The 19,094-nt window shown below is 69.2% G+C and carries 14 protein-coding genes and 1 rRNA gene; all 15 read right to left on the reverse strand.

The window, feature by feature from the left end; all coding sequences use genetic code 11:
* Window positions 1–73: ribosomal RNA gene (locus KB201_RS22645) — 16S ribosomal RNA — on the reverse strand; the annotation flags it as partial.
* Window positions 74–521: 448 nt separating this feature from the next.
* On the reverse strand, window positions 522–1,856 hold the full coding sequence (gene tyrS, locus KB201_RS22650; protein WP_211540559.1) for a tyrosine--tRNA ligase: 1,335 nt from the start codon (window positions 1,854–1,856) through the stop codon (window positions 522–524).
* A 59-nt stretch (window positions 1,857–1,915) separates the two neighbouring features.
* Window positions 1,916–2,137: a Trm112 family protein gene (locus KB201_RS22655; RefSeq protein WP_078113151.1), complete on the reverse strand. Its 222-nt coding sequence runs from the start codon at window positions 2,135–2,137 to the stop codon at window positions 1,916–1,918.
* 5 nt (window positions 2,138–2,142) lie between these two features.
* On the reverse strand, window positions 2,143–5,139 hold the full coding sequence (locus KB201_RS22660; RefSeq protein WP_211540560.1) for an AMP-binding protein: 2,997 nt from the start codon (window positions 5,137–5,139) through the stop codon (window positions 2,143–2,145).
* A 95-nt stretch (window positions 5,140–5,234) separates the two neighbouring features.
* Entirely contained in the window at window positions 5,235–6,707 is a 1,473-nt protein-coding gene (gene argH, locus KB201_RS22665; protein ID WP_058253841.1) for an argininosuccinate lyase, read from the reverse strand.
* Window positions 6,704–7,903: an argininosuccinate synthase gene (locus tag KB201_RS22670; RefSeq protein WP_058253842.1), complete on the reverse strand. Its 1,200-nt coding sequence runs from the start codon at window positions 7,901–7,903 to the stop codon at window positions 6,704–6,706. Before KB201_RS22670 ends, argH begins: the two co-directional genes overlap by 4 nt.
* A 159-nt stretch (window positions 7,904–8,062) precedes the next feature.
* The gene (locus tag KB201_RS22675) at window positions 8,063–8,569 is read right to left on the reverse strand and encodes an arginine repressor (RefSeq protein ID WP_010844368.1); all 507 of its coding nucleotides are present in this window, start codon (window positions 8,567–8,569) and stop codon (window positions 8,063–8,065) included.
* 13 nt (window positions 8,570–8,582) lie between these two features.
* A complete protein-coding gene (gene argF / locus KB201_RS22680) occupies window positions 8,583–9,506 on the reverse strand; it encodes an ornithine carbamoyltransferase (protein ID WP_058253843.1) in 924 nt (307 codons plus the stop codon).
* A complete protein-coding gene (locus KB201_RS22685; protein WP_058253844.1) occupies window positions 9,503–10,696 on the reverse strand; it encodes an acetylornithine transaminase in 1,194 nt (397 codons plus the stop codon). The genes argF and KB201_RS22685 overlap by 4 nt, the downstream gene beginning before the upstream one ends.
* Complete coding sequence (gene argB, locus KB201_RS22690) at window positions 10,693–11,610, reverse strand: acetylglutamate kinase (protein ID WP_058253845.1); 918 nt, start codon at window positions 11,608–11,610, stop codon at window positions 10,693–10,695. Before argB ends, KB201_RS22685 begins: the two co-directional genes overlap by 4 nt.
* Window positions 11,607–12,869, reverse strand: a complete 1,263-nt coding sequence (gene argJ / locus KB201_RS22695; protein WP_211540561.1) for a bifunctional glutamate N-acetyltransferase/amino-acid acetyltransferase ArgJ — start codon at window positions 12,867–12,869, stop codon at window positions 11,607–11,609. The genes argB and argJ overlap by 4 nt, the downstream gene beginning before the upstream one ends.
* A complete protein-coding gene (argC, locus tag KB201_RS22700; RefSeq protein ID WP_211540562.1) occupies window positions 12,866–13,915 on the reverse strand; it encodes an N-acetyl-gamma-glutamyl-phosphate reductase in 1,050 nt (349 codons plus the stop codon). The genes argJ and argC overlap by 4 nt, the downstream gene beginning before the upstream one ends.
* Before the next feature lie 58 nt (window positions 13,916–13,973).
* Window positions 13,974–16,451, reverse strand: a complete 2,478-nt coding sequence (gene pheT, locus KB201_RS22705) for a phenylalanine--tRNA ligase subunit beta (protein ID WP_211540563.1) — start codon at window positions 16,449–16,451, stop codon at window positions 13,974–13,976.
* 63 nt (window positions 16,452–16,514) lie between these two features.
* Window positions 16,515–17,567, reverse strand: a complete 1,053-nt coding sequence (gene pheS / locus KB201_RS22710) for a phenylalanine--tRNA ligase subunit alpha (RefSeq protein ID WP_078113158.1) — start codon at window positions 17,565–17,567, stop codon at window positions 16,515–16,517.
* Between the two features lie 124 nt (window positions 17,568–17,691).
* Window positions 17,692–19,086, reverse strand: coding sequence for an acyltransferase family protein (locus KB201_RS22715; protein WP_211540565.1), 1,395 nt, complete (start codon window positions 19,084–19,086; stop codon window positions 17,692–17,694).
* Window positions 19,087–19,094: the final 8 nt, after the last annotated feature.

The following is a 19,094-nucleotide window of genomic DNA, read 5'->3' on the forward strand; positions in this document are numbered from 1 at the left end:
CTTTCCGTTCGACTTGCATGTGTTAAGCACGCCGCCAGCGTTCGTCCTGAGCCAGGATCAAACTCTCCATGAAAAAATGCAGAAACCAAACCAGCCCCAAAAGGCCGACGTTTCAACACAAGATCTTCAACCAGGAAAGCAAAACCTGACCAAAATAATCCTCAAAAAACTGGCATCAAAAAATAAACTCATCAGCGTCACGCGACATCAAAGCCGCGGACACATCATCCAAGCAAACCATCTGACACCACAATATGGCATCAAACAATCCACCAACACACTATCGAGTTCTCAAAGAACACACACCCACCAGACGCCTTCGATGTGAAGCCGGCTCCAATGAGCTTTCCCAGAGCGCGAGAAATACTCACGCTCTTGTTCTCGGGAGTGGCCCGCACAGGAGGCCCGAGCTAGTGGCTCGGGCGCTGTTACTTCCCCGGGGCTTGCGGCTCCGGGGGAGTTGCTCTCTGCGGTGCGTCGATCAAGTTACACAGGCGCGAACAACGCGTCAAATCGCCAGGTCAGAGGCCCAGTTTGGCGCCGGCGAAACTCTTCTTGCCGCGACGCACCACCAACCACCGCCCGTGGAGCAGATCGGCGTCGGCCGGCTGCCACTCCGGGTCGGTGATCTTGGTGTTGTTCACGTAGGCGCCGCCCTCGGACACTGCACGGCGAGCAGCTTTGTTGGACTCCGACAGCTTCGTGTCGACCAGCAACTCGATGATCGTCGGACGGGTCTCGCTGTACTCGGCGATCGAGGTCTCCCCGACCGCGGCCGCGAGGGTCGCCTCGTCGAGTTCATCGAGCTCGGCCCGACCGAACAGTGCCTGGCTGGCCAGTTGGACCGCATCGGTGTTGGCCTGACCGTGGATGAGGGTCGTCATCTCGGCGGCGAGTGTGCGCTGTGCGCGCCGCAGGTGCGGGGTCTCGGCGGTGGCACGTTCGAGTTCGTCGATCTCCTCGCGCCCCAGGAAGGTGAACCAGCGCAGGTAACGGATGACATCGGCGTCCGCCGTGTTCACGAAGTACTGGTACCAGGAGTAGGGGCTCGTCAGTTCCGGGTCGAGCCACAGACTGCCCCCACCCGTGGACTTGCCGAACTTCTTGCCGTCCGACGAGGTCACGAGCGGAACCGTCATCCCGTGCAGCGCCGAGCCGTCGAGTCGACGCGCCAGATCCACGCCGCCGACGATGTTGCCCCACTGGTCGGAACCACCGATCTGCAGCACACATCCGTACCGGCGGTTCAGTTCCACGAAGTCGTTCGACTGCAGGAGCAGGTAGCTGAACTCCGCGTAGCTCATGCCGTCGGCTTCGAGGCGTCGCTTCACCGTGTCGCGCGCGAGCATCACGTTCACCGAGAAGTGCTTCCCCAGGTCGCGGAGGAACTCGATCGCCGACAGCTTGCCGGTCCAGTCCAGGTTGTTCACCACCACGGCGCCCGTAGGGGTGTCGTCGATGTCGACGAACCGCCGAAGCTGCGCATCGATACGCGCGGCCCACTCGGCCACGGTGTCGGCCGAGTTCATCGTCCGCTCGCCCACGTCGCGGGGATCACCGATCAGACCGGTGGCGCCGCCCGCGAGGACGATCGGACGATGACCCGCCAACTGGAAACGCTTGAGGGTCAGCAACGGGACGAGGTGACCGGCGTGCAGACTTGCTGCCGTCGGGTCGAAGCCCGCGTACAACGTGACCGGTCCGTTGGCGAGCGCCTCCCCCAGTGCACCGAGATCGGTGGACTGGGCGATCAGCCCGCGCCATTGCAGTTCGTCGAGGATGTCGACGGTGGCGGGGACGGCAGTCGGCCGGGAGGACTCGGCCGGTCGGGGGGGTTCGACGTTGTCAGCACTCACCCCTTGATCTTGTCATCCGACGAGATCGAGGTGCGGTCGAGGTGACGCCCGCAGGCGGGCTACTCCGGCTGAGAACCGACGATGCGCACGTGCTCGGCGTCGTCGACCGTGCGCGCCTCGTCGACGAGCATCACCGGGATGCCGTCGGAGTCGATGCGGTAGGCGACATGCAGCCGCGGGTTGTAGAGCTCGTCGCCAGCGTCGACCAGCGGACCGTGGTCCTGCGGGCAGGCCAGGCGTTCGCGCACGATCGGGTCGATGGCCTCAGCGCGTGTCGTCACCCGGATCAGCCTAGGGCATTGCGCGTCGAGGTCCCGCTCCAGTCCAGCTTCTCCGCCACGGTCCTCGTGTACCTGCGATAGCGCCCTTCGTCGTCGCGATACCAGACGCGCGCACCCGGTTTCGGAAGTCCCTCCTCGACCAGACCGGTGCTGAGCGGGCGGAACGACGCCGACTGCGGGATCTCGTCGACGACGTGGACGAGATGAGGGCGCTCCTCGGCCCGGTACTCCCCCAGCGCGATCCGCAGTTGTGTGACCGTGAGCGAGTCCGGCGTGACCCCGGGCCGGAGGGTCATCGCCGCGACGACGACCTGGTGGCCGGGTTCGCCGACCCCGTAGACGACGACCTGGTCGACGCTCTTCAGTCGGGACAGGGCGTGGGCGATCGGGGGGATGAACACCGGGCCGTCCGCGGTCCGGAGCACGCGGTCGGTCGCTCCGAGGAAGTACAGGTCGCCGTCGGCGTCGCGCACGAACAAGTGACCCGACACCTCCCACCGATCACGCGTCGTGAAGACGTCGCGGAGCACCGTCCCGTTGGTGTCGAACTTGTGCTTGGCCTTGGCGAGGAGCAGACCGGGCTCCCCCGTCTCCGCCCGGCGGACGAAGCCCGAGTCGTCGATGAGCAACCGGTCGCCGACGATGTCGTAGGCCGCGACCTCGACCGGGTTCGTCTCCGGCAGCGGCCGGCCGACGGAGGACAACTTGTCCCCGGAGACGTTCGCGAGGATCGCCGAGCCGTCGGCGGTCGCGAAGAACTCGAGGATGCGCGCGCGGGGGAAATTCGAGCACACGTCCTCCCAGAGTCCCGCCGACATACCCGAGCCCATGAACAACCGGATCGGGTTGTGCTGGTTGATGTGGAAGTCGGGGTCGCGAACGATGCCGCTGAGCATCGACCAGGTGTAGGACACGACGGTGATGCCGTAGCGCTGCACCTCGACGGCGAAGTTCTTGGGATCGATGCCGTTCGACAGCGCGATCCTCGACCGCCCGACCACCGTCGCCCCCAGGGTCGTGAGCAGCCCCGACGCGTGGTGCAGCGGCGGCAGGCAGTACACGGTGTCGCGGTCGGTGAGCGCCGCCGCGGCCGCGGCGCCGAAGGCCGACATCGCGAACCGGTGGTTGGTCACCGGCCACGGGACGAGCTTGCCGTAAGCCCGGCTGAACAGGATGAACGCGAGGTCGCCCGCGAGACCGGGGTCGGGCCGGTACCAGGTCGGCATCACGACTTCGTCGGGATCGATGCGTTCCATGTCGACGATCGACGTGCCGTCCGCACCGTCGATCGCCCGGGAGTCGCCACTGCCGCCGCCGAGTACCAGGACGCGGTCGGAGGCGGCACTGGCGAGATCGAGATTGGTGGGGTCGGTGACGATGACCGAGCTGTCGGCGAGCCGCATCATCTCCCGGACGTCGGCGTCCGCGGCGAGCAGCACCGCCACCGCGCCCAGACGCGAGAGCGCCGCGATGACGACCAGGGCGCTCGGCCGGGTGTCCATCAGGACGCCGATGTGCTGGCCGGGGCGGATGCAGCAGTCGACCAGCCCGGCGACCACGTTGTCGATACGCGTGTTCACCTGGGCGTGGGTGAGCACACGGTTCTCGAAGAGGAACAGTTCCTTGTCGCCGCCGCGCTTGGTGTTCTCGGCCATCAGCTTCGACAGGGAAATGCGCGTCCCGCTCTGGATCTGTCCCAGCCGGAACAATCGGGGGACGGTCCGCACCGACTCCGAGGCGACGGCTCGCGAGGTGCGCTGCAGGGAGTTGGCCAGGCCGAGCAATTCGCGCGAGGCGGCGGTGCCGGCGTCGGCCACCGACCCCACCCCGTGCGTGAGTCGCGACGACAGGCTGACCCCGCCGCCGTGACCCGGCTCGACGAGCGACATCTCGGAGACGAGTTCGGGCCGCGGACCGTTGTCGGAGAGCCAGTTCACCCAGTCGGAGGTCGTCGGCCAGGTGTGTTCACCGGCCGCGCTACCGACCACGAGTCCGAAATGTCCGGCCGGCAAGGTGGATTCGTACACCTCCGCGTCGGGCGCGGCGCGGACGATGCCCCGTACCGCCGCCGGTTGCCCGATGTCGTCGGCATCGCCCACGAACGCGAGCACCGGGCAGGTGATCTCGGCGAGGGACACCAGATCGCCGTTGATCACGAAGCCGCCGGAGACCATGCGGTTGTGCGCCACGAACTGCCGGAGCAGCTCCGCGATCGCCGGGCCGGACCATGCGACCCAGCCGTCGGCCTCCAGGAAGCGGCGCTGGTCCTCCCGTGGCAGCAGCGCCTCACGATCGTGCAGACGGCGCAGGAAGTCGATGCGGCTGCGCACCGTCTTCACCGGATCCAGGAGCTGGAAGCCGGTGCGCGCCATCCAATCCCGCACCCAGAGGTTGCGTGAGAACGCCTTGTCGGCCAGGAACTCGGCCGCCGGGGCCACCAGTCCCGCGGGCAGCCCCAGGGGCAGTGCGGCGAGGACGTCGACGGGGCTGCCGAACGTGATCAGACTCGCGATCCCCTTGGACCGGCGGTAGGCCGCGGTCTGGTAGGCGAACATCCCGCCCTGCGAATACCCGGCGAGGTGGATGTCACGGCCGGTCGCCTCGACGATCAGGTCGATCGCGTGGCTGATCGCGACCACGTGGTCGGCGAGATTGCGTTCCATCCCGCCTTCTTCGGAGTCGGGTGAACCGAAGTCGACGACCCACGGCGTGATGCCGTTGCGGTGCAGAATCGACACCGCACCGTTGTGCTCGGTGACGTCATAGACGTTGGCCGACACCATCATCGGCGGCACCAGGACGATGTTCGGACCGGTCGACGGATCGTTCGGGAAATACCGACGCAGCCGGAACATCTTGTGTGTCTCGACGACCGCGAAGGGCGCCGGTTCGGTGCCGGTCTCCAGTCCACCGAACCGCAGCACCTCGAGGCCGTTCTGCGCAGTGGCCAACACCCTGCCGACCACCCCCACGAGATCGGGGCCCCCGTCCCACACCGCCATCGTGTCGATCCTCCCGTCGTCGGTGTACCGGCCTCACCAGCGCGTTGATTGACGCGGCGTCGGTGACACAGGTCACTGTACCCAGTCGTCCGGGATCAGTGGCGCCCGCCGTGCCCAGCGGTCCAGCGTGTCCGGAGATCGGCGGTCTGGGCCGTGACGACGTCGATCTGCCGCCGGACCTGTCCGGGTGCGGTACCGCCGTGCGCGTTGCGCGACTCGACCGAACCGCGGACGGTCAGGACGTCACGCACCGCCGGCGTCAGCGCCGGATGGACACCGGCCAGCGTCGCGTCGTCGAGTTCGTCCAGGCCGACGCCCCGGGACTCGGCCTCGCGGACACACGCACCCGCGGCCTCGTGCGCCACCCGGAACGGCACGCCCTGTCGGACCATCCATTCGGCGATGTCGGTGGCCAGGGTGAAACCCGCCGGCGCGAGTTCCGCCATGCGATCGGTGTGAAACTCCAGCGTGGCGACCAGGCCGGTCACCGCGGGCAGCAGCAGCTCCAGTTGGGCCACCGCGTCGAAGACCGGTTCCTTGTCCTCCTGCAGGTCCCGGTTGTACGCCAGCGGCTGCGCCTTCAGTGTGGCGAGCAATCCGGTGAGGTCGCCGATGAGACGACCGGCCTTGCCGCGCATGAGTTCGGCGACGTCCGGGTTCTTCTTCTGCGGCATGATCGAGCTGCCGGTGGACCACGCGTCGGCCAGCGTCACGTAGCCGAATTCCGGTGTGCTCCAGATGATCACCTCTTCGGACAACCGGGAGAGGTCGACTGCGATCATCGCGAAGACGAACGCGGCCTCCGCAGCGAAGTCGCGCGATGAGGTGGCATCGATCGAGTTCTCCGCGGGTGCGTCGAAGCCCAGGTCGGCGGCGATCGCCGCCGGATCGAGGCCCAGGGAGGAGCCGGCCAGGGCGCCGGAACCGTAGGGCGACACCGCGGTTCGACGATCCGCGTCGGCGAGCCGGTCGATGTCGCGCAGGAGTGGTTGCGCGTGCGCCAGCAGATGGTGCCCCAGCAGGACCGGCTGTGCGGCCTGCAGGTGCGTCTTGCCCGGCATGATCGCGTCGGGATGGGCCGCCGCCTGTGCGGTGAGCGCGTCGACGACGTCGAGCAGGCCCAACGCGACCCGCCGCATGGCGGCGCGCAGCCACATCCGGAACAGGGTCGCGACCTGGTCGTTGCGTGAGCGCCCCGCGCGTAACCGGCCCCCGAGTTCGGGACCGACGCGCTCGATCAGGCCACGCTCGAGGGCGCCGTGGACGTCCTCGTCGGACTCGGCCGGCCCGAAGCTGCCGTCGGCGACATCGGCGGCCAGGCGATCGAGCCCGTCGAGCATTCCGGTGAGGTCTTCGGCGGTGAGCAGCCCGGCCTTGTTCAGGACCCGTGCATGCGCTTTGGACGCTTCGATGTCGAACGGGGCCAGGGCCCAGTCGAAGTGGGTCGACTTGCTCAGCGCGGCCATCGCCTCCGCCGGACCACCGGCGAAGCGACCGCCCCAGAGCGAACCCTGGTTGGTCGTCCCGCCGGTCTCCGGGCCGCTGCCGCCGCCGGTGCCCGCACTCACAGATTCAGGTCCCGCTTCGCGGCGATCTTCGACGACAGGCCGTGCAGCTCGACGAAGCCGCGGGCCGCGGACTGATCGAAGGTGTCGCCCTCGTCGTAGGTCGCGAGGTTGAAGTCGTAGAGCGACTCCGAGCTGCGGCGGCCGGTCGCGGCGATCGTGCCGCCGTGCAGGGTCAGCCGGATCTCGCCGGTCACGTGCTCCTGCGTGGAGGCGACGAACGCGTCCAGCGACCGCTTCAGCGGCGAGAACCAGAGACCGTCGTACACCAGCTCGGCCCACTTCTGGTCGGTGCCGCGCTTGTAGCGGCCGAGCTCGCGCTCGATGGTCACGTGCTCGAGTTCTTCGTGTGCGCGGATGAGAACCATGGCGCCGGGCGCCTCGTAGACCTCGCGGCTCTTGATGCCCACCAGGCGGTCCTCCACCACGTCGAGGCGTCCGACGCCCTGGGCGCCGGCGCGACGGTTGAGTTCCTGGATCGCCTCGAGGACGCTCACCGGGCGGCCGTCGATGCTGACCGGGCGGCCCTTGTCGAAGCCGATGATGACCTCGTCGGGCGAGTTCCAGTTGACGGTGGGGTCTTCGGTGTAGTCGTAGACGTCCTTCGTCGGCGCGTTCCACAGGTCCTCGAGGAAGCCGGTCTCGACCGCGCGTCCCCACACGTTCTGGTCGATCGAGAACGGCGACTTCTTGGTCACGTTGATCGGGATGTCGTTCTCCCCGGCGAAGGCGATCGCCTTCTCGCGGGTCCAGGCGTAGTCGCGGACCGGCGCGAGCACCTGCAGATCGGGCGCCAGGGTGGCAAAACCGACTTCGAAGCGGACCTGGTCGTTGCCCTTGCCGGTGCATCCGTGGGCGACGACGGTGCCGCCGTGATCACGGGCGGCGGTGACCAGGTGCTTGGCGATCAGCGGGCGCGACAGCGCCGAGACGAGCGGATAACGATCCATGTAGAGCGCATTCGAGGTGATCGCGCCGAGGCAGTACTCGTCGGCGAACTCGTCGCGGGCATCGACCACGACGGCCTCGACCGCGCCGCAGTCGAGTGCGCGCTGGCGGATGACCTCCATGTCCTCGCCGCCCTGACCGAGGTCGAGTGCCACGGCGACGACCTCTTTGCCGGTCTCCTTCTGGATCCAGCTGATCGCGACCGAGGTGTCCAGGCCGCCCGAGTATGCGAGTACGACACGTTCTGCCATGAGGTGAAGCTCCTGTTCTGCGCGATGACCGAGTCCATCATCGGCCCCGGTGTTCCGACGACACCGCCCGGGTATCCGGTTGGCGGTGTCTCGGCTGTTCGTTTGGTGTGGTCTGCCGGTTCCGCGGAGGCGGAACCGAGAATGTCGATGCGGCGAGGGTTACACGAGGCCCTCGATCCGGCGGGCGAGTTCCGCTCCGTCGAGCGGCTCGCGCGCGACGACGAAGATCGTGTCGTCCCCGGCGATCGTCCCCACGACGTCGGGCAGGCGCGCCCGGTCGAGCGCAGCCGCCAAGTAGTGCGCGGCGCCCGGGGGCGTTCGCAACACCGCGAGGTTGCCACTGCTGTCGGTCGAGACCAGGAGGTCCGACACGAGCCGGCCGAGCCGGTCGGTGCCGCCGGACACACCGCGGACGGGCGAACCGTCTTCGGGCACCACATAGACCCCGGCGCCGCCGTCCGCTGCCCGCAGCTTCACGGCCCCGAGTTCGTCGAGGTCGCGCGACAGGGTGGCCTGGGTGGCGTCGACGCCCTCCTCGGCGAGCAACCGCTGCAGCTCCGACTGGCTGCGTACCTGATGCGTGGACAAGATCTCGATGATGCGCGCATGACGACCCGCCCGGGTGGCGGCGAGGCGGCTTTCCGAGGGTTCGGCTCCGGCGGTCATCGTGGGTGTCCGCTCACTGGTGGTCCAACAGCCAGATCAGCAGGGCCTTCTGCGCGTGCAGGCGGTTCTCCGCCTCGTCGAACACGACGCTGCGGGGTCCGTCGATCACCGAGGCGGTGATCTCGTCGCCACGATGGGCCGGCAGGCAGTGCAGCACGATCGCATCATCGGCGGCATGCATGAGCAGGTCATCGTTGATCTGGTACGGCCGGAACGGCGCCGTGCGGTCCTTTCCGTCGTCCTCTTGCCCCATCGACACCCAGGTGTCGGTCACCAGGACGTCGGCCCCCGTCGCGGCGGCGACGGGGTCGGTCTCGAGCGTCACCGAGCCGCCGGTCTGCGCGGCACGCTTCTCGGCGTCGGCGATCACCGCCGGGTCCGGCTGGAAGCCGTCCGGCGAGCTGAGGACGACGTGCATGCCGGCCGTGACGCCGCCGAGCGCCAGCGAATGCGCCATGTTGTTCGCGCCGTCACCCAGGTACGTCATCGTCAGGCCCGCCGGCTGGCCCTTGTGCTCGGCGATCGTCTGCAGGTCGGCGAGCACCTGGCAGGGGTGGAACTCGTCGGACAGCGCGTTGACGACCGGGACGGTGGCGGTCGAGGACAGCGCCTCGAGCCGGTCCTGCCCGAACGTCCGCCACACGATGGCGTCGACGAAGCGGGACAGGACCAGGCCGGTGTCCTCCAGGGTCTCCTCGCGGCCGAGCTGGGTCGTCCGGCCGTCGACGACGACCGCATGACCGCCGAGCTGGGCGATGCCGACCTCGAACGAGAACCGGGTGCGGGTGGAGTTCTTGTCGAAGATCACCCCGACCCCGCGGGGGCCCTCCAGCGGCCGGAAGTCGAACGGCTTCGCCTTGACCTCGGCCGCGAGTGCGAGCACCTCGGCCTGCTCGGCCGGGGTCAGGTCGTCGTCGCGCAGGAAATGTCTGGTCATGGCTTGTCCCCCTCGTTCGATGTGGCGGCGGTGTCGAGCAGTGTCGGTAGCGCGCGCACGAAATCCTGTCCCTGCTGCTCGGTGAGGATCAGCGGCGGGGCCAGGCGCAGGACGTCGGGCGCGGGTGCGTTGATCAGGAACCCCGCGTCCCGGGCGGCGGCCTCGACGCGCTGCGAGAGCGGCTGCGTCAGCACGACACCGAGCAACAGGCCGGATCCACGCACATGCGAGACCAGCGGATGCTGCAGGTCCTCGATGCCGGTTGCGATCGACTTCCCCACCGCGGCAACGGAATCGAGGAGACCGTCGGCTTCGATGACCCCCAGGACGGCCAGCGCGGCAGCCGCACTGACCGGATTGCCACCGAAAGTGGTGCCGTGCTGGCCCGGCCCGAACAGGTCGGCCGCCGGACCGGTGGCGATACACGCGCCGATGGGCAGGCCACCGCCTAATCCCTTCGCAAGCGTCATCACATCGGGGACCACGCCCACCTGCTGATGGGCGAAGAACGTACCGGTGCGCGCGACGCCGGTCTGCACCTCGTCGAGGATCAGCAGCGCGCCGCGCTCCTCGGTGATCCGGCGAGCGGCCGCCAGGTAGTCGGCCGGGGGCACGACGACGCCTGCCTCGCCGAGGATCGGTTCGAGGATCACCGCGGCGGTCTGGTCGGTGACCATGGCGTCGAGCGCGTCGACGTCACCGTAGGGAACGAACCGGACGCCCGGCGGCATCGGTTCGAACGGAGTGCGTTTGGCGGGCTGACCGGTCATCGCGAGCGCACCCATGGTGCGTCCGTGGAAGGCCTGCTCCGCCGCGACGATCTCGGGCCGTCCGGTCCGTCGGGCCAGTTTGAACGCGGCCTCGTTCGCCTCGGTGCCGGAGTTGCAGAAGAACACGCGACCCGGATGGCCGAACCGGCCGAGCAATGCCTCGGCGAGTTCGACGACGGGCGGGGCGATGTACAGGTTCGACACGTGCCCGAGCGTCTGGAGCTGGTGGGTGACCGCGTCGACGATCGCCGGGTGGGCGTGGCCGAGGGCGTTCACCGCGATCCCGCCGAGCAGGTCGAGGTAGCGCTTGCCATCGGCGTCGGTGACATACGCTCCCGAGCCCTCCACGAGGGCGATCGGGGGTGTGCCGTAGTTGTTCATCAGCGACTGTGCCCAGCGCTGCTGCAGTGGCGCGGTCATGCGTCCTCCTCAGGCACGACGACGGTGGTGCCGGTCGAGCTCTCGGTCAACAGTTCGGCCAGTACGGAATGGGCGACACGCCCGTCGATCACGTGTGCGCGGTCGATGCCGCCGGTGACGGCGCGCAGGCAGGCCTCCATCTTGGGGACCATGCCGGAATCCAGCGACGGCAACAGCGCGGTGAGTGCGTCGGTGTCGATCTGGGAGACCAGGGATCCGCGGTCGGGCCAGTCCGTGTACAGGCCTTCGACATCGGTCAGCATCACCAGCCGGGACGCCCCCAACGCCTCGGCGAGAGCACCGGCCGCGGTGTCGGCGTTGATGTTGTGCACCACCCCGTCGCGGTCCGGCGCGATCGTCGAGACGACCGGGATGCGGCCGGCGGCAACCAGATCCAGCACCGCCGAGGTGTTGACCGACGCGATGTCGCCGACGAGGCCGATGTCGGTGGGAACACCCTCGACGAGCACCGTGCGCCGCGTCGCGGTGAACAGGTGGGCATCCTCGCCGGTGATGCCGACGGCATACGGTCCGTGCGAGTTGATCAGGCCCACGAGCTCCCTCCCGACCTGACCGAAGAGAACCATGCGGGCGACGTCCATGACCTCGGGGGTCGTCACCCGGAATCCGCCCTTGAACTCACCCGAGAGTCCCAGTCGCTTCAGCATCGCCGAGATCTGCGGGCCACCACCGTGCACCACCACGGGATGCATGCCGCACGCGCGCAGGAAGACCATGTCCGCCGCGAACGCCTTCTTCAACTCGTCGTCGATCATGGCGTTGCCGCCGTATTTGACGACGACGGTCGCGCCGGCGAGTCGCTGCAGCGCGGGCAGGGCCTCGGCGAGGACCTTCGCCTTGGCCAGGCCGGCCGCGGGGTCGATCGGGTGGACGCCCGATGTCGTCTCGCTCATGACGAATACGCCGAGTTCTCTTCGACGTACGCATGGGAGAGGTCGGTGGTCCGGACACTGGCCGCCGACTCTCCCAGCTTCAGGTCGACGACGACGGCGATGTCGGGGCCGGACAGGTCCACATCTCGCGCGCCCTCGACCCCGAAACCGTTCTCGCACACCGGGTTGCCGTTGAACGACACCGCGATCCGGTCGGGATCGACGGTCACCGGCGACGCGCCGACCGCGGCGAGTACCCGCCCCCAGTTCGGATCCGACCCGAACAGGGCGGTCTTCACCAGCGAATCTCGCGCGACGGCACGGGCGACGGTCAGCGCGTCGTCCTCGGTGTGCGCGCCGGTGACCATGATCACGACCCGCTTCGTGACCCCCTCGGCGTCGGCCATCATCTGGGCGGCGAGATCGTCGCAGACAGCGAACACCGCGTCATCGAGATCGGTCTGCTCGACCGGGATCTGGCTGGCGCCCGAACTCAGCAGCAGAACCGTGTCGTTCGTCGAGCACGAGCCGTCGATGTCGAGCCGGTCGAAGGTGCGTGCCGTCGCCCTGCGCAAGGCGGTGTCGAGCTGCTCGGCGGTGGCCACCGCGTCGGTCGTGAGCACGACCAGCATCGTCGCCAGCGACGGTGCCAGCATTCCGGCGCCCTTGCCCATACCGCCGACGTTCCACCCCTGCGGGTGGTGCAGCGCAGCCTGTTTGGGCACGGTGTCGGTGGTCATGATCGCGTGCGCCGCGTCGGTGCCGCCGGACAGGCCGCCGCCCATGTCCTGGACGATCTCGGTGACCCCGGCGAGGACCTTGTCCATCGGCAGCCGGTCGCCGATCAGTCCGGTGGAGCACACCGCGACCTCCACGGCGCCCGTGCTGGTCCCCCAGTTGCTGAGCGCGTCGGCCACCGCCTCCGCGGTCTTGTGGGTGTCCTGGAAGCCGCCCGGTCCGGTACAGGCGTTCGCGCCGCCGGAGTTGAGGATCACGGTGCGCAGCCGGCCGGTGGTGAGGACCTGCTGTGACCACAGCACCGGTGCCGCCTTCACCTGGTTGCGGGTGAAGACGCCGGCGGCGGAGTGGTCGGGGCCCTCGTTGAAGACGAGTGCGAGGTCGAGCGCGCCGGATGCCTTGATGCCCGCCGCGATTCCGGCGGCCCGGAACCCCAGGGGCGCGGTGACGCCCTGGTTCCGCACGAGCCGCGGGTGATCGCCGGGGGCGCCGCCCTCGATCCGGTCCTGCTCTGTTTCCGCGCTGCCCTGCGATCCGGTCACGGTGCCACTCCCACGGTGCTCAGTCCCTCGTTCTCGGTCCAGCCCAGCGCCAGGTTCATCGATTGGACCGCGGCGCCACCGGTCCCCTTGGTCAGGTTGTCGACTGCGCCGACGACCACGAGGGTCTGTGCGCGTTCGTCGACGGTCACGCCGAGCTGAACGGCGTTGGAGCCGATCACCGAACCGGTGGCAGGCAGCCGCCCCTCCGGCAGTACGTGCACGAATTCCTCGTCCGCATAGGCCTTCTCGTAGACGGCACGGGCCTCCTCCGCGGTGGCATCGGTGCGCGCGGTGCACGTCGCGAGGATGCCGCGGGCCATCGGGGCGAGGATGGGCGTGAAGGAGACGGTCACCGGCTGTTCCGCGGCGGCCGAGAGCGCCTGGGAGATCTCCGGCGTGTGCCGGTGGACCCCGCCCACGCCGTAGGCCCGCGCGGACCCGATGACCTCGGACGCCAGCAGGTCGACCTTGGGCGACCGTCCGGCACCCGATGCCCCGCTCACCGCGACGACGGTCACGTGCGGATCGGCGATGCCCGCGGCGATGGCCGGGAGCAACGACAGGATCGACACCGTCGGATAGCAACCGGGCACCGCGATCCGGCTCGCGTCCCGGAGCGTTTCCCGGTTGCCGGGCAACTCGGGCAGACCATACGGCCAGGTCCCGGCGTGGTCTCCGCCGTAGTACGACGTCCATTCACCGGCGTCGCGCAACCGGAAGTCGGCCCCGCAGTCGATGATCAGCGTCGTCGGCGGCAGGGCATCGGCGATCACCGCGGATGCGCCATGCGGCAGGCCCAGGAAGACGACGTCGTGTCCGGCGAGGATCTCCGGTGTCGTGTCCTCCAGGACCCGGTCGGCCAGCGGGAGCAGATGGGGATGGTGCGCACCCAGGAGCGTCCCGGCATTGCCACCCGCGGTGAGCGCGCCGATCTCGAGTTCGCCGGATCGCAGACGGGGGTGCCCGCACAGCAACCGGAGTATCTCGCCACCCGCGTAGCCGCTCGCGCCGGCCACCGCCACCCTCACCTTGCTTGTCGAAGCCATGTGATCATTATGCAGCAGGATGCAAATCAATTCACGGCGGGGTGACACGCCGTTGGGGTCAGCGGAGACGGGCCCCCACCCGCGCGGCGGCTGCGTCGACGGCGGCCAGCTTGGCCTCGTTGGCCTCGTCCTCGGTGAGGGTACGGTCCGGGGCGCGGAACCGCAGCGAGAACGTCAACGATTTGTTGCCCGCGCCGACCTGTTCACCGGTGAAGACGTCGAACAATGCGATGTCCTCGAGCAGGTCGCCGGCCCCCTCACGAAGCGCCTTCTGGACGTCCGCAGCCGGGACCTCCCCTCCGACGACGACGTTGACGTCCTGCAGGACCGCGGGGAACACCGACACCGACGGCGCCGGGAGTCGCGCGTCCAAGGGCAGTGCGTCGATGTCGATCTCCACCGCGCAGGTCCGCTTCGGCAGATGGGCCCGCTCGAGCACCGCGGGGTGGAGTTCGCCGGCGTAACCGACCGTGCGGCCGTCGACCGTCAGCCGCGCGCAGCGGCCGGGATGCCATGGGCGCTGATCGTCGGCGGTGAGCTCGACGGTCACCCCCGCCGCGCGACCGATCGTGCGCGCCGCCTCGAAGGCATCGAGGTGGTCGGCGGCGCGTCCCGGCCCCCAGGGGCCCGCGGGATCGCGCAGTCCGGTGAGGACGACGCCGACGTGCAGCGGCTGATGGGGCAGCGAGGCGTCGAGCGCCGCGATCTCCTCGTCGGTCGGGCGGCGCGTGACGTCGAGCGCGTCCACCGCGGCGACGTGATCGCCGGCGATGACGACCTGACCGATGGTGAACAGCGACAGATCCCGCTGACCGCGTGCGATGTTGCGGGCCGCCATCTCGAGGAGACCCGGAAGCAACGTCGTGTTGAGCTCGGGGCGATCGGATTCCAGTGGGTTGAGGACCTTCACGGTGCGCCGGCGCTCATCGTCGGCGGGCAGGTCCCAGAGGTCGAACACGCCGGCCGGCATGAACGGATACGGCAGGACCTCGACGTAGCCGTCGAGCGCGAGGGTGCGTCCCACGCTGCGCCTGCGTCGCTGAACCGGGGTGAGTCCGGTGCCGCCGGGCGCGCGCGGAACCACGGCGGGGATGTCCTCCAAGCCCTCCAGACGCAGGACCTCCTCGACCAGGTCGGCGCGTTGCCGCAGATCGGGTCGCCACGAGGGCGGGAACACGTCCAGCTCGTCGGTCCCGGTCACCACGCAACCGACCTCGGTCAGCCGCGTCAGGGTGGTTCCCGGCGGATAGCTGACGCCCGCGACCCGGTCCGGTTCGTCGGCAGCGATGGCGATGGTCGACCGGATCGGGGTCTGGACATGGGTCTCGGACAGCGGTGAGGCGATGCGTCCGCCGGCGATCTCGACGATCAGCCGGGCGGCGCGGTCGGAGGCCACCGCGGTGATCTCGGGGTCGACGATCCGCTCGAACCGCTTGCTGGCCTCGGAGGTCAGCTTGTGGCGCTTCGCGGTGCGGAAGACCCGAACCGGATCGAAGGTCGCCGACTCCAGCAGCACCGTCGTCGTCTCGGGACCCACCTCGGTGCTCGCGCCGCCCATGACACCGGCGAGGGCGATCGGTCCGGTCTCGTCGGCGATCAGCACATCCTCGGGGTCGAGGATGCGAACGGTGTCGTCGAGGGTGGTGAGCTTCTCCCCCGGCTGGGCCGACCGGACCGTGACGGCTCCGGTGACACGGTCGGCGTCGAAGGCGTGCAGCGGCTGACCGAGTTCGATCATGACGTAGTTGGTGATGTCGACGATCGCGGAGATGGGGCGGATACCGGCGACCATGAGCCGCTTCTGCATCCACCACGGGGAGATCGCAGTCGGGTCCACACCGGTGATGACCCGAGCGGTGTAACGCGTCGCGCCGGAGTTCTCGTCGATGGCGACCGGCCACGCCGGGGCCGACCCGTCGTCCGCCAGGTCCGCGGCCCGGAGTCCGGGATCGACGAACGGGACCCCGAAGCTGCCCGCGAGCTCGCGGCCCAGGCCGCGAACCGAGAACGCGTAGCCGCGGTCGGGGGTGACGTTGACGTCGATCGCCGCGTCGGCGAGTCCCAGCACCTCGCGGGCGTCCGCGCCCGGTTCGGCGGTCCCGGGCGCGAGCACGAGGATGCCGCTGTGATCGGTGCCGATACCCAGCTCGGAGACCGAGCAGATCATGCCGTCGGACACCCGGCCGTAGGTCTTGCGGGAGGCGATCTCGAAGGGACCGGGGAGCACGACCCCCGGCAGCGCGGCGACGATCAGGTCACCCTCGGTGAAGTTGCGTGCACCACAGACGATTCCGCGGGGCTCATCCTCACCGACGGCGACCGTGCAGAACCGGATCGGCTTCTTGAACTCGGTGAGCTCCTCGATCGTCTCTACTCGACCGATCACCAGCGGTCCGGTGATCTCCGGGAACGCCTCGATGTCCTCGATCTCGAACCCGACACGGACGAAACCGGCGTCGATCTCATCGGTGGTCGCCGACCACTGCGGGTCGCCGGCGCGGAGTACCTCGGTGTACCAGGACTGTGGTGCACGCACTGTGTATCAACTACTTTCGTCGCGTCGTGAGGAGTCGTCGGGGCGGGATCTGCGCGGTGCCGGTCAGGCGGCCGGACCGAACGGGAGGGTGAACCGGATGTCCCCCTCGACCATGTCCCGCATGTCGGAGATGTCGTTGCGGAACTGCAAGGTGCGCTCCAGGCCCATGCCGAAAGCGAATCCGGAGTACACATCCGGGTCGATACCGCTGGCGCGCAACACATTCGGGTTGACCATGCCGCAGCCGCCCCACTCGACCCAGCCGGGTCCGCCCTTCTTGGCGGGGAACCACACGTCGACCTCGGCGGAGGGTTCGGTGAACGGGAAGTAGCTCGCCCGCATGCGGGTCGTCGTCTCCGGGCCGAAGAGTGCCCGCGCGAAGGTCTCCAGGGTGCCCCGCAGGTTCGCCAGTGTGAGTCCCTTGTCGACGGCGAGTCCCTCGATCTGATGGAAGACCGGGGTGTGGGTGGCGTCGAGCTCGTCGGTCCGGAACGTCCGGCCCGGGCACGCCACGTAGATGGGCAGGTCCCGGCTCAGCATCGAGCGCACCTGCACCGGCGAGGTATGCGTCCGCAGCACCTGCCGCGATCCCTCGGGCGCGATGTAGAAGGTGTCCTGCATCGACCGGGCGGGGTGGTCGGGCAAGAAGTTGAGCGCGTCGAAATTGTAGTGCTCGGTTTCGACCTCCGGGCCCTCCGCGATCTCCCAGCCCATACCGACGAACACGTCGGCCACCTGCTCGGCGATGACGGTGATGGGATGTCGCGCACCCACCGGACGCCGGCCGCTCGGCAGGGTCACGTCGATCGATTCGGCGACGAGGACCGCCGCGTCCCGTTCGGCGTCGAGGACGGCGGTGCGCGCCTCCAGGGCCGCCGACACCCGGCCGCGCACCTGGTTGACCAGCTTGCCGGCTTCGGAACGCTCCTCTTTGGGGAGGGAACCCAGCGCGCGCCGGGCGAGTGCGATCGGCGAGCGGTCACCGAGGTGCGCCGACTTGGCCGCGGCGAGCTGATCGAGGTCGGCCGCCGCCTCGAAGTCCTCGATGGCCGACGTCGCGGCCGCCTCGAGGTCGTCGGGTCCCGGGAATGCCGTTGCGTCGGCGGAAGTGGCCACGGTGGGCGTGCTCCTCGTGCGTCGATCGATGGATGGTCGGCATCGTCGTCGCGCTGTGCACGCCGACCCAACGGGCCGGCGGACACCTCCGGCGCCGACGATGACTCCCGTCGAGGGTAGTCGACTACCGCGGGGCGCTGACCTGCAGGGAGGCGTCGTCACCGGGAAACCCTGGCGCTGCCGTCGGACGACCGGCGGGAACCGCGAGGCAACGCGAGCAGGTGGCACAGGCAAGGCCCATGATCAGCCACCACACACCGTCGCCGGTCAGACCGCCGCGCGCGAGCATCAGCACTGCCACGCCGAGCCCGGCCAGCGCCGTCAGCAGGGCCGCGTTCCGCACCGGTCCGCTGCGCCGGGCGACCGGTTCGTCCCACCACGGCAGGGACCGGTTCTCGAGTGGGGACAGGATCGCGACCACCGGGACCATGCCCGCGAGGAGCAACACGGTCTGCGCCCCGACGATCATCGGGAAGGACGCCGCGCCGACGTCGGCGCGGTCGATGCCGGCCGCGGCGCACAGACCGATGATCGCCGCGAGCACCGGCAGATGCCAGAGATACAGCGTCATCGCGCCCCGGTTGCCCAGCACCACCCACCACCAGACGCGCGGACGGTCGGCCACGACCGCGAGGAACCGGCGCACCGCGATCGCGCCCGCGCACAACACGATCGCGTGGCCGGCGAGCAGCAGGCTCGGCGGACTCATGTTGGACAGGTGCTGGCCCGGAACCGTCACGAGGGAGACCTCGTAGGGTCCCCACGTGACGAGGACGAGGTCGGCTGCCAGCGCACCGGCGGCCGCGAGGACGGCGGGCCCGGGCCGCAGGATCTTCTTGGCGTACGCGACCCCGAGGACCGCGGGGATCGTCCACACGGCGAGGAAGTTCAGGTAGCCGAGCGCTGCGGGGCCGTCCGTCAGTCGGACGGCGTCGACGATCGCCGTGCTCCCCCAACACACCGCCAGGGCGGCCAGCACACCACCGACGGACCGGAGTCGCTGCAGGAACGGGACCACCGCCAGCACGAGCAGGTAGGCGCCGAGGAACCACAGCAACTGCACCCCGAGACGCGCGACCACGTCGGCCGCCGCCGTGGCACCGGTGCCGGACAGGACGGCGTACACGGCCGCGACGGCACCGAGGTACCAGAACACCGGGCGCATCAACCGTTGCGTTCGGGCGACGAGCCACTGCCCGGCGGTCGGTGTGTCACCGTCGCCGCGCGAGGTCCAGCCGCGGGTCGCCGCGGCTGCACCTGCGAAGAAGAACAGCGGCAGCACCTGCAGCAGCCAGGTCGCCGGCTGCAGTGCGGGCACGTCGCCGAGCGTGTTGCCGAGATGAACCGAGTCGTCGGTCACGTCGACGGTGAGCATGATCGAGTGGCCGGCGACCACGACCGCCAGCGACATGATGCGGATCAGGTCGATGACGCGGTCGCGGTCCCCGGTGAGGGCGGCGAGTTCACGAGGCGTGGGCAGGCCGGTCGACGCCGGCCGTCCCGAGTCGATGCTGAGCATGGCGTCGA

Source organism: Gordonia sp. SCSIO 19800, from assembly GCF_018132775.1.
GTDB lineage: Bacteria > Actinomycetota > Actinomycetes > Mycobacteriales > Mycobacteriaceae > Gordonia > Gordonia hongkongensis.

Bases quoted from the DNA above. Each gene is read 5' to 3' on its own strand.
- KB201_RS22660 (WP_211540560.1), bottom strand. From the start codon at position 5,139: ATGGCGGTGTGGGACGGGGGCCCCGATCTCGTGGGGGTGGTCGGCAGG.
- KB201_RS22670 (WP_058253842.1), bottom strand. From the start codon at position 7,903: ATGGCAGAACGTGTCGTACTCGCATACTCGGGCGGCCTGGACACCTCG.
- KB201_RS22675 (WP_010844368.1), bottom strand. From the start codon at position 8,569: ATGACCGCCGGAGCCGAACCCTCGGAAAGCCGCCTCGCCGCCACCCGG.
- argF (WP_058253843.1), bottom strand. From the start codon at position 9,506: ATGACCAGACATTTCCTGCGCGACGACGACCTGACCCCGGCCGAGCAG.
- KB201_RS22685 (WP_058253844.1), bottom strand. From the start codon at position 10,696: ATGACCGCGCCACTGCAGCAGCGCTGGGCACAGTCGCTGATGAACAAC.
- argB (WP_058253845.1), bottom strand. From the start codon at position 11,610: ATGAGCGAGACGACATCGGGCGTCCACCCGATCGACCCCGCGGCCGGC.
- argC (WP_211540562.1), bottom strand. From the start codon at position 13,915: ATGGCTTCGACAAGCAAGGTGAGGGTGGCGGTGGCCGGCGCGAGCGGC.
- KB201_RS22715 (WP_211540565.1), bottom strand. From the start codon at position 19,086: ATGCTCAGCATCGACTCGGGACGGCCGGCGTCGACCGGCCTGCCCACG.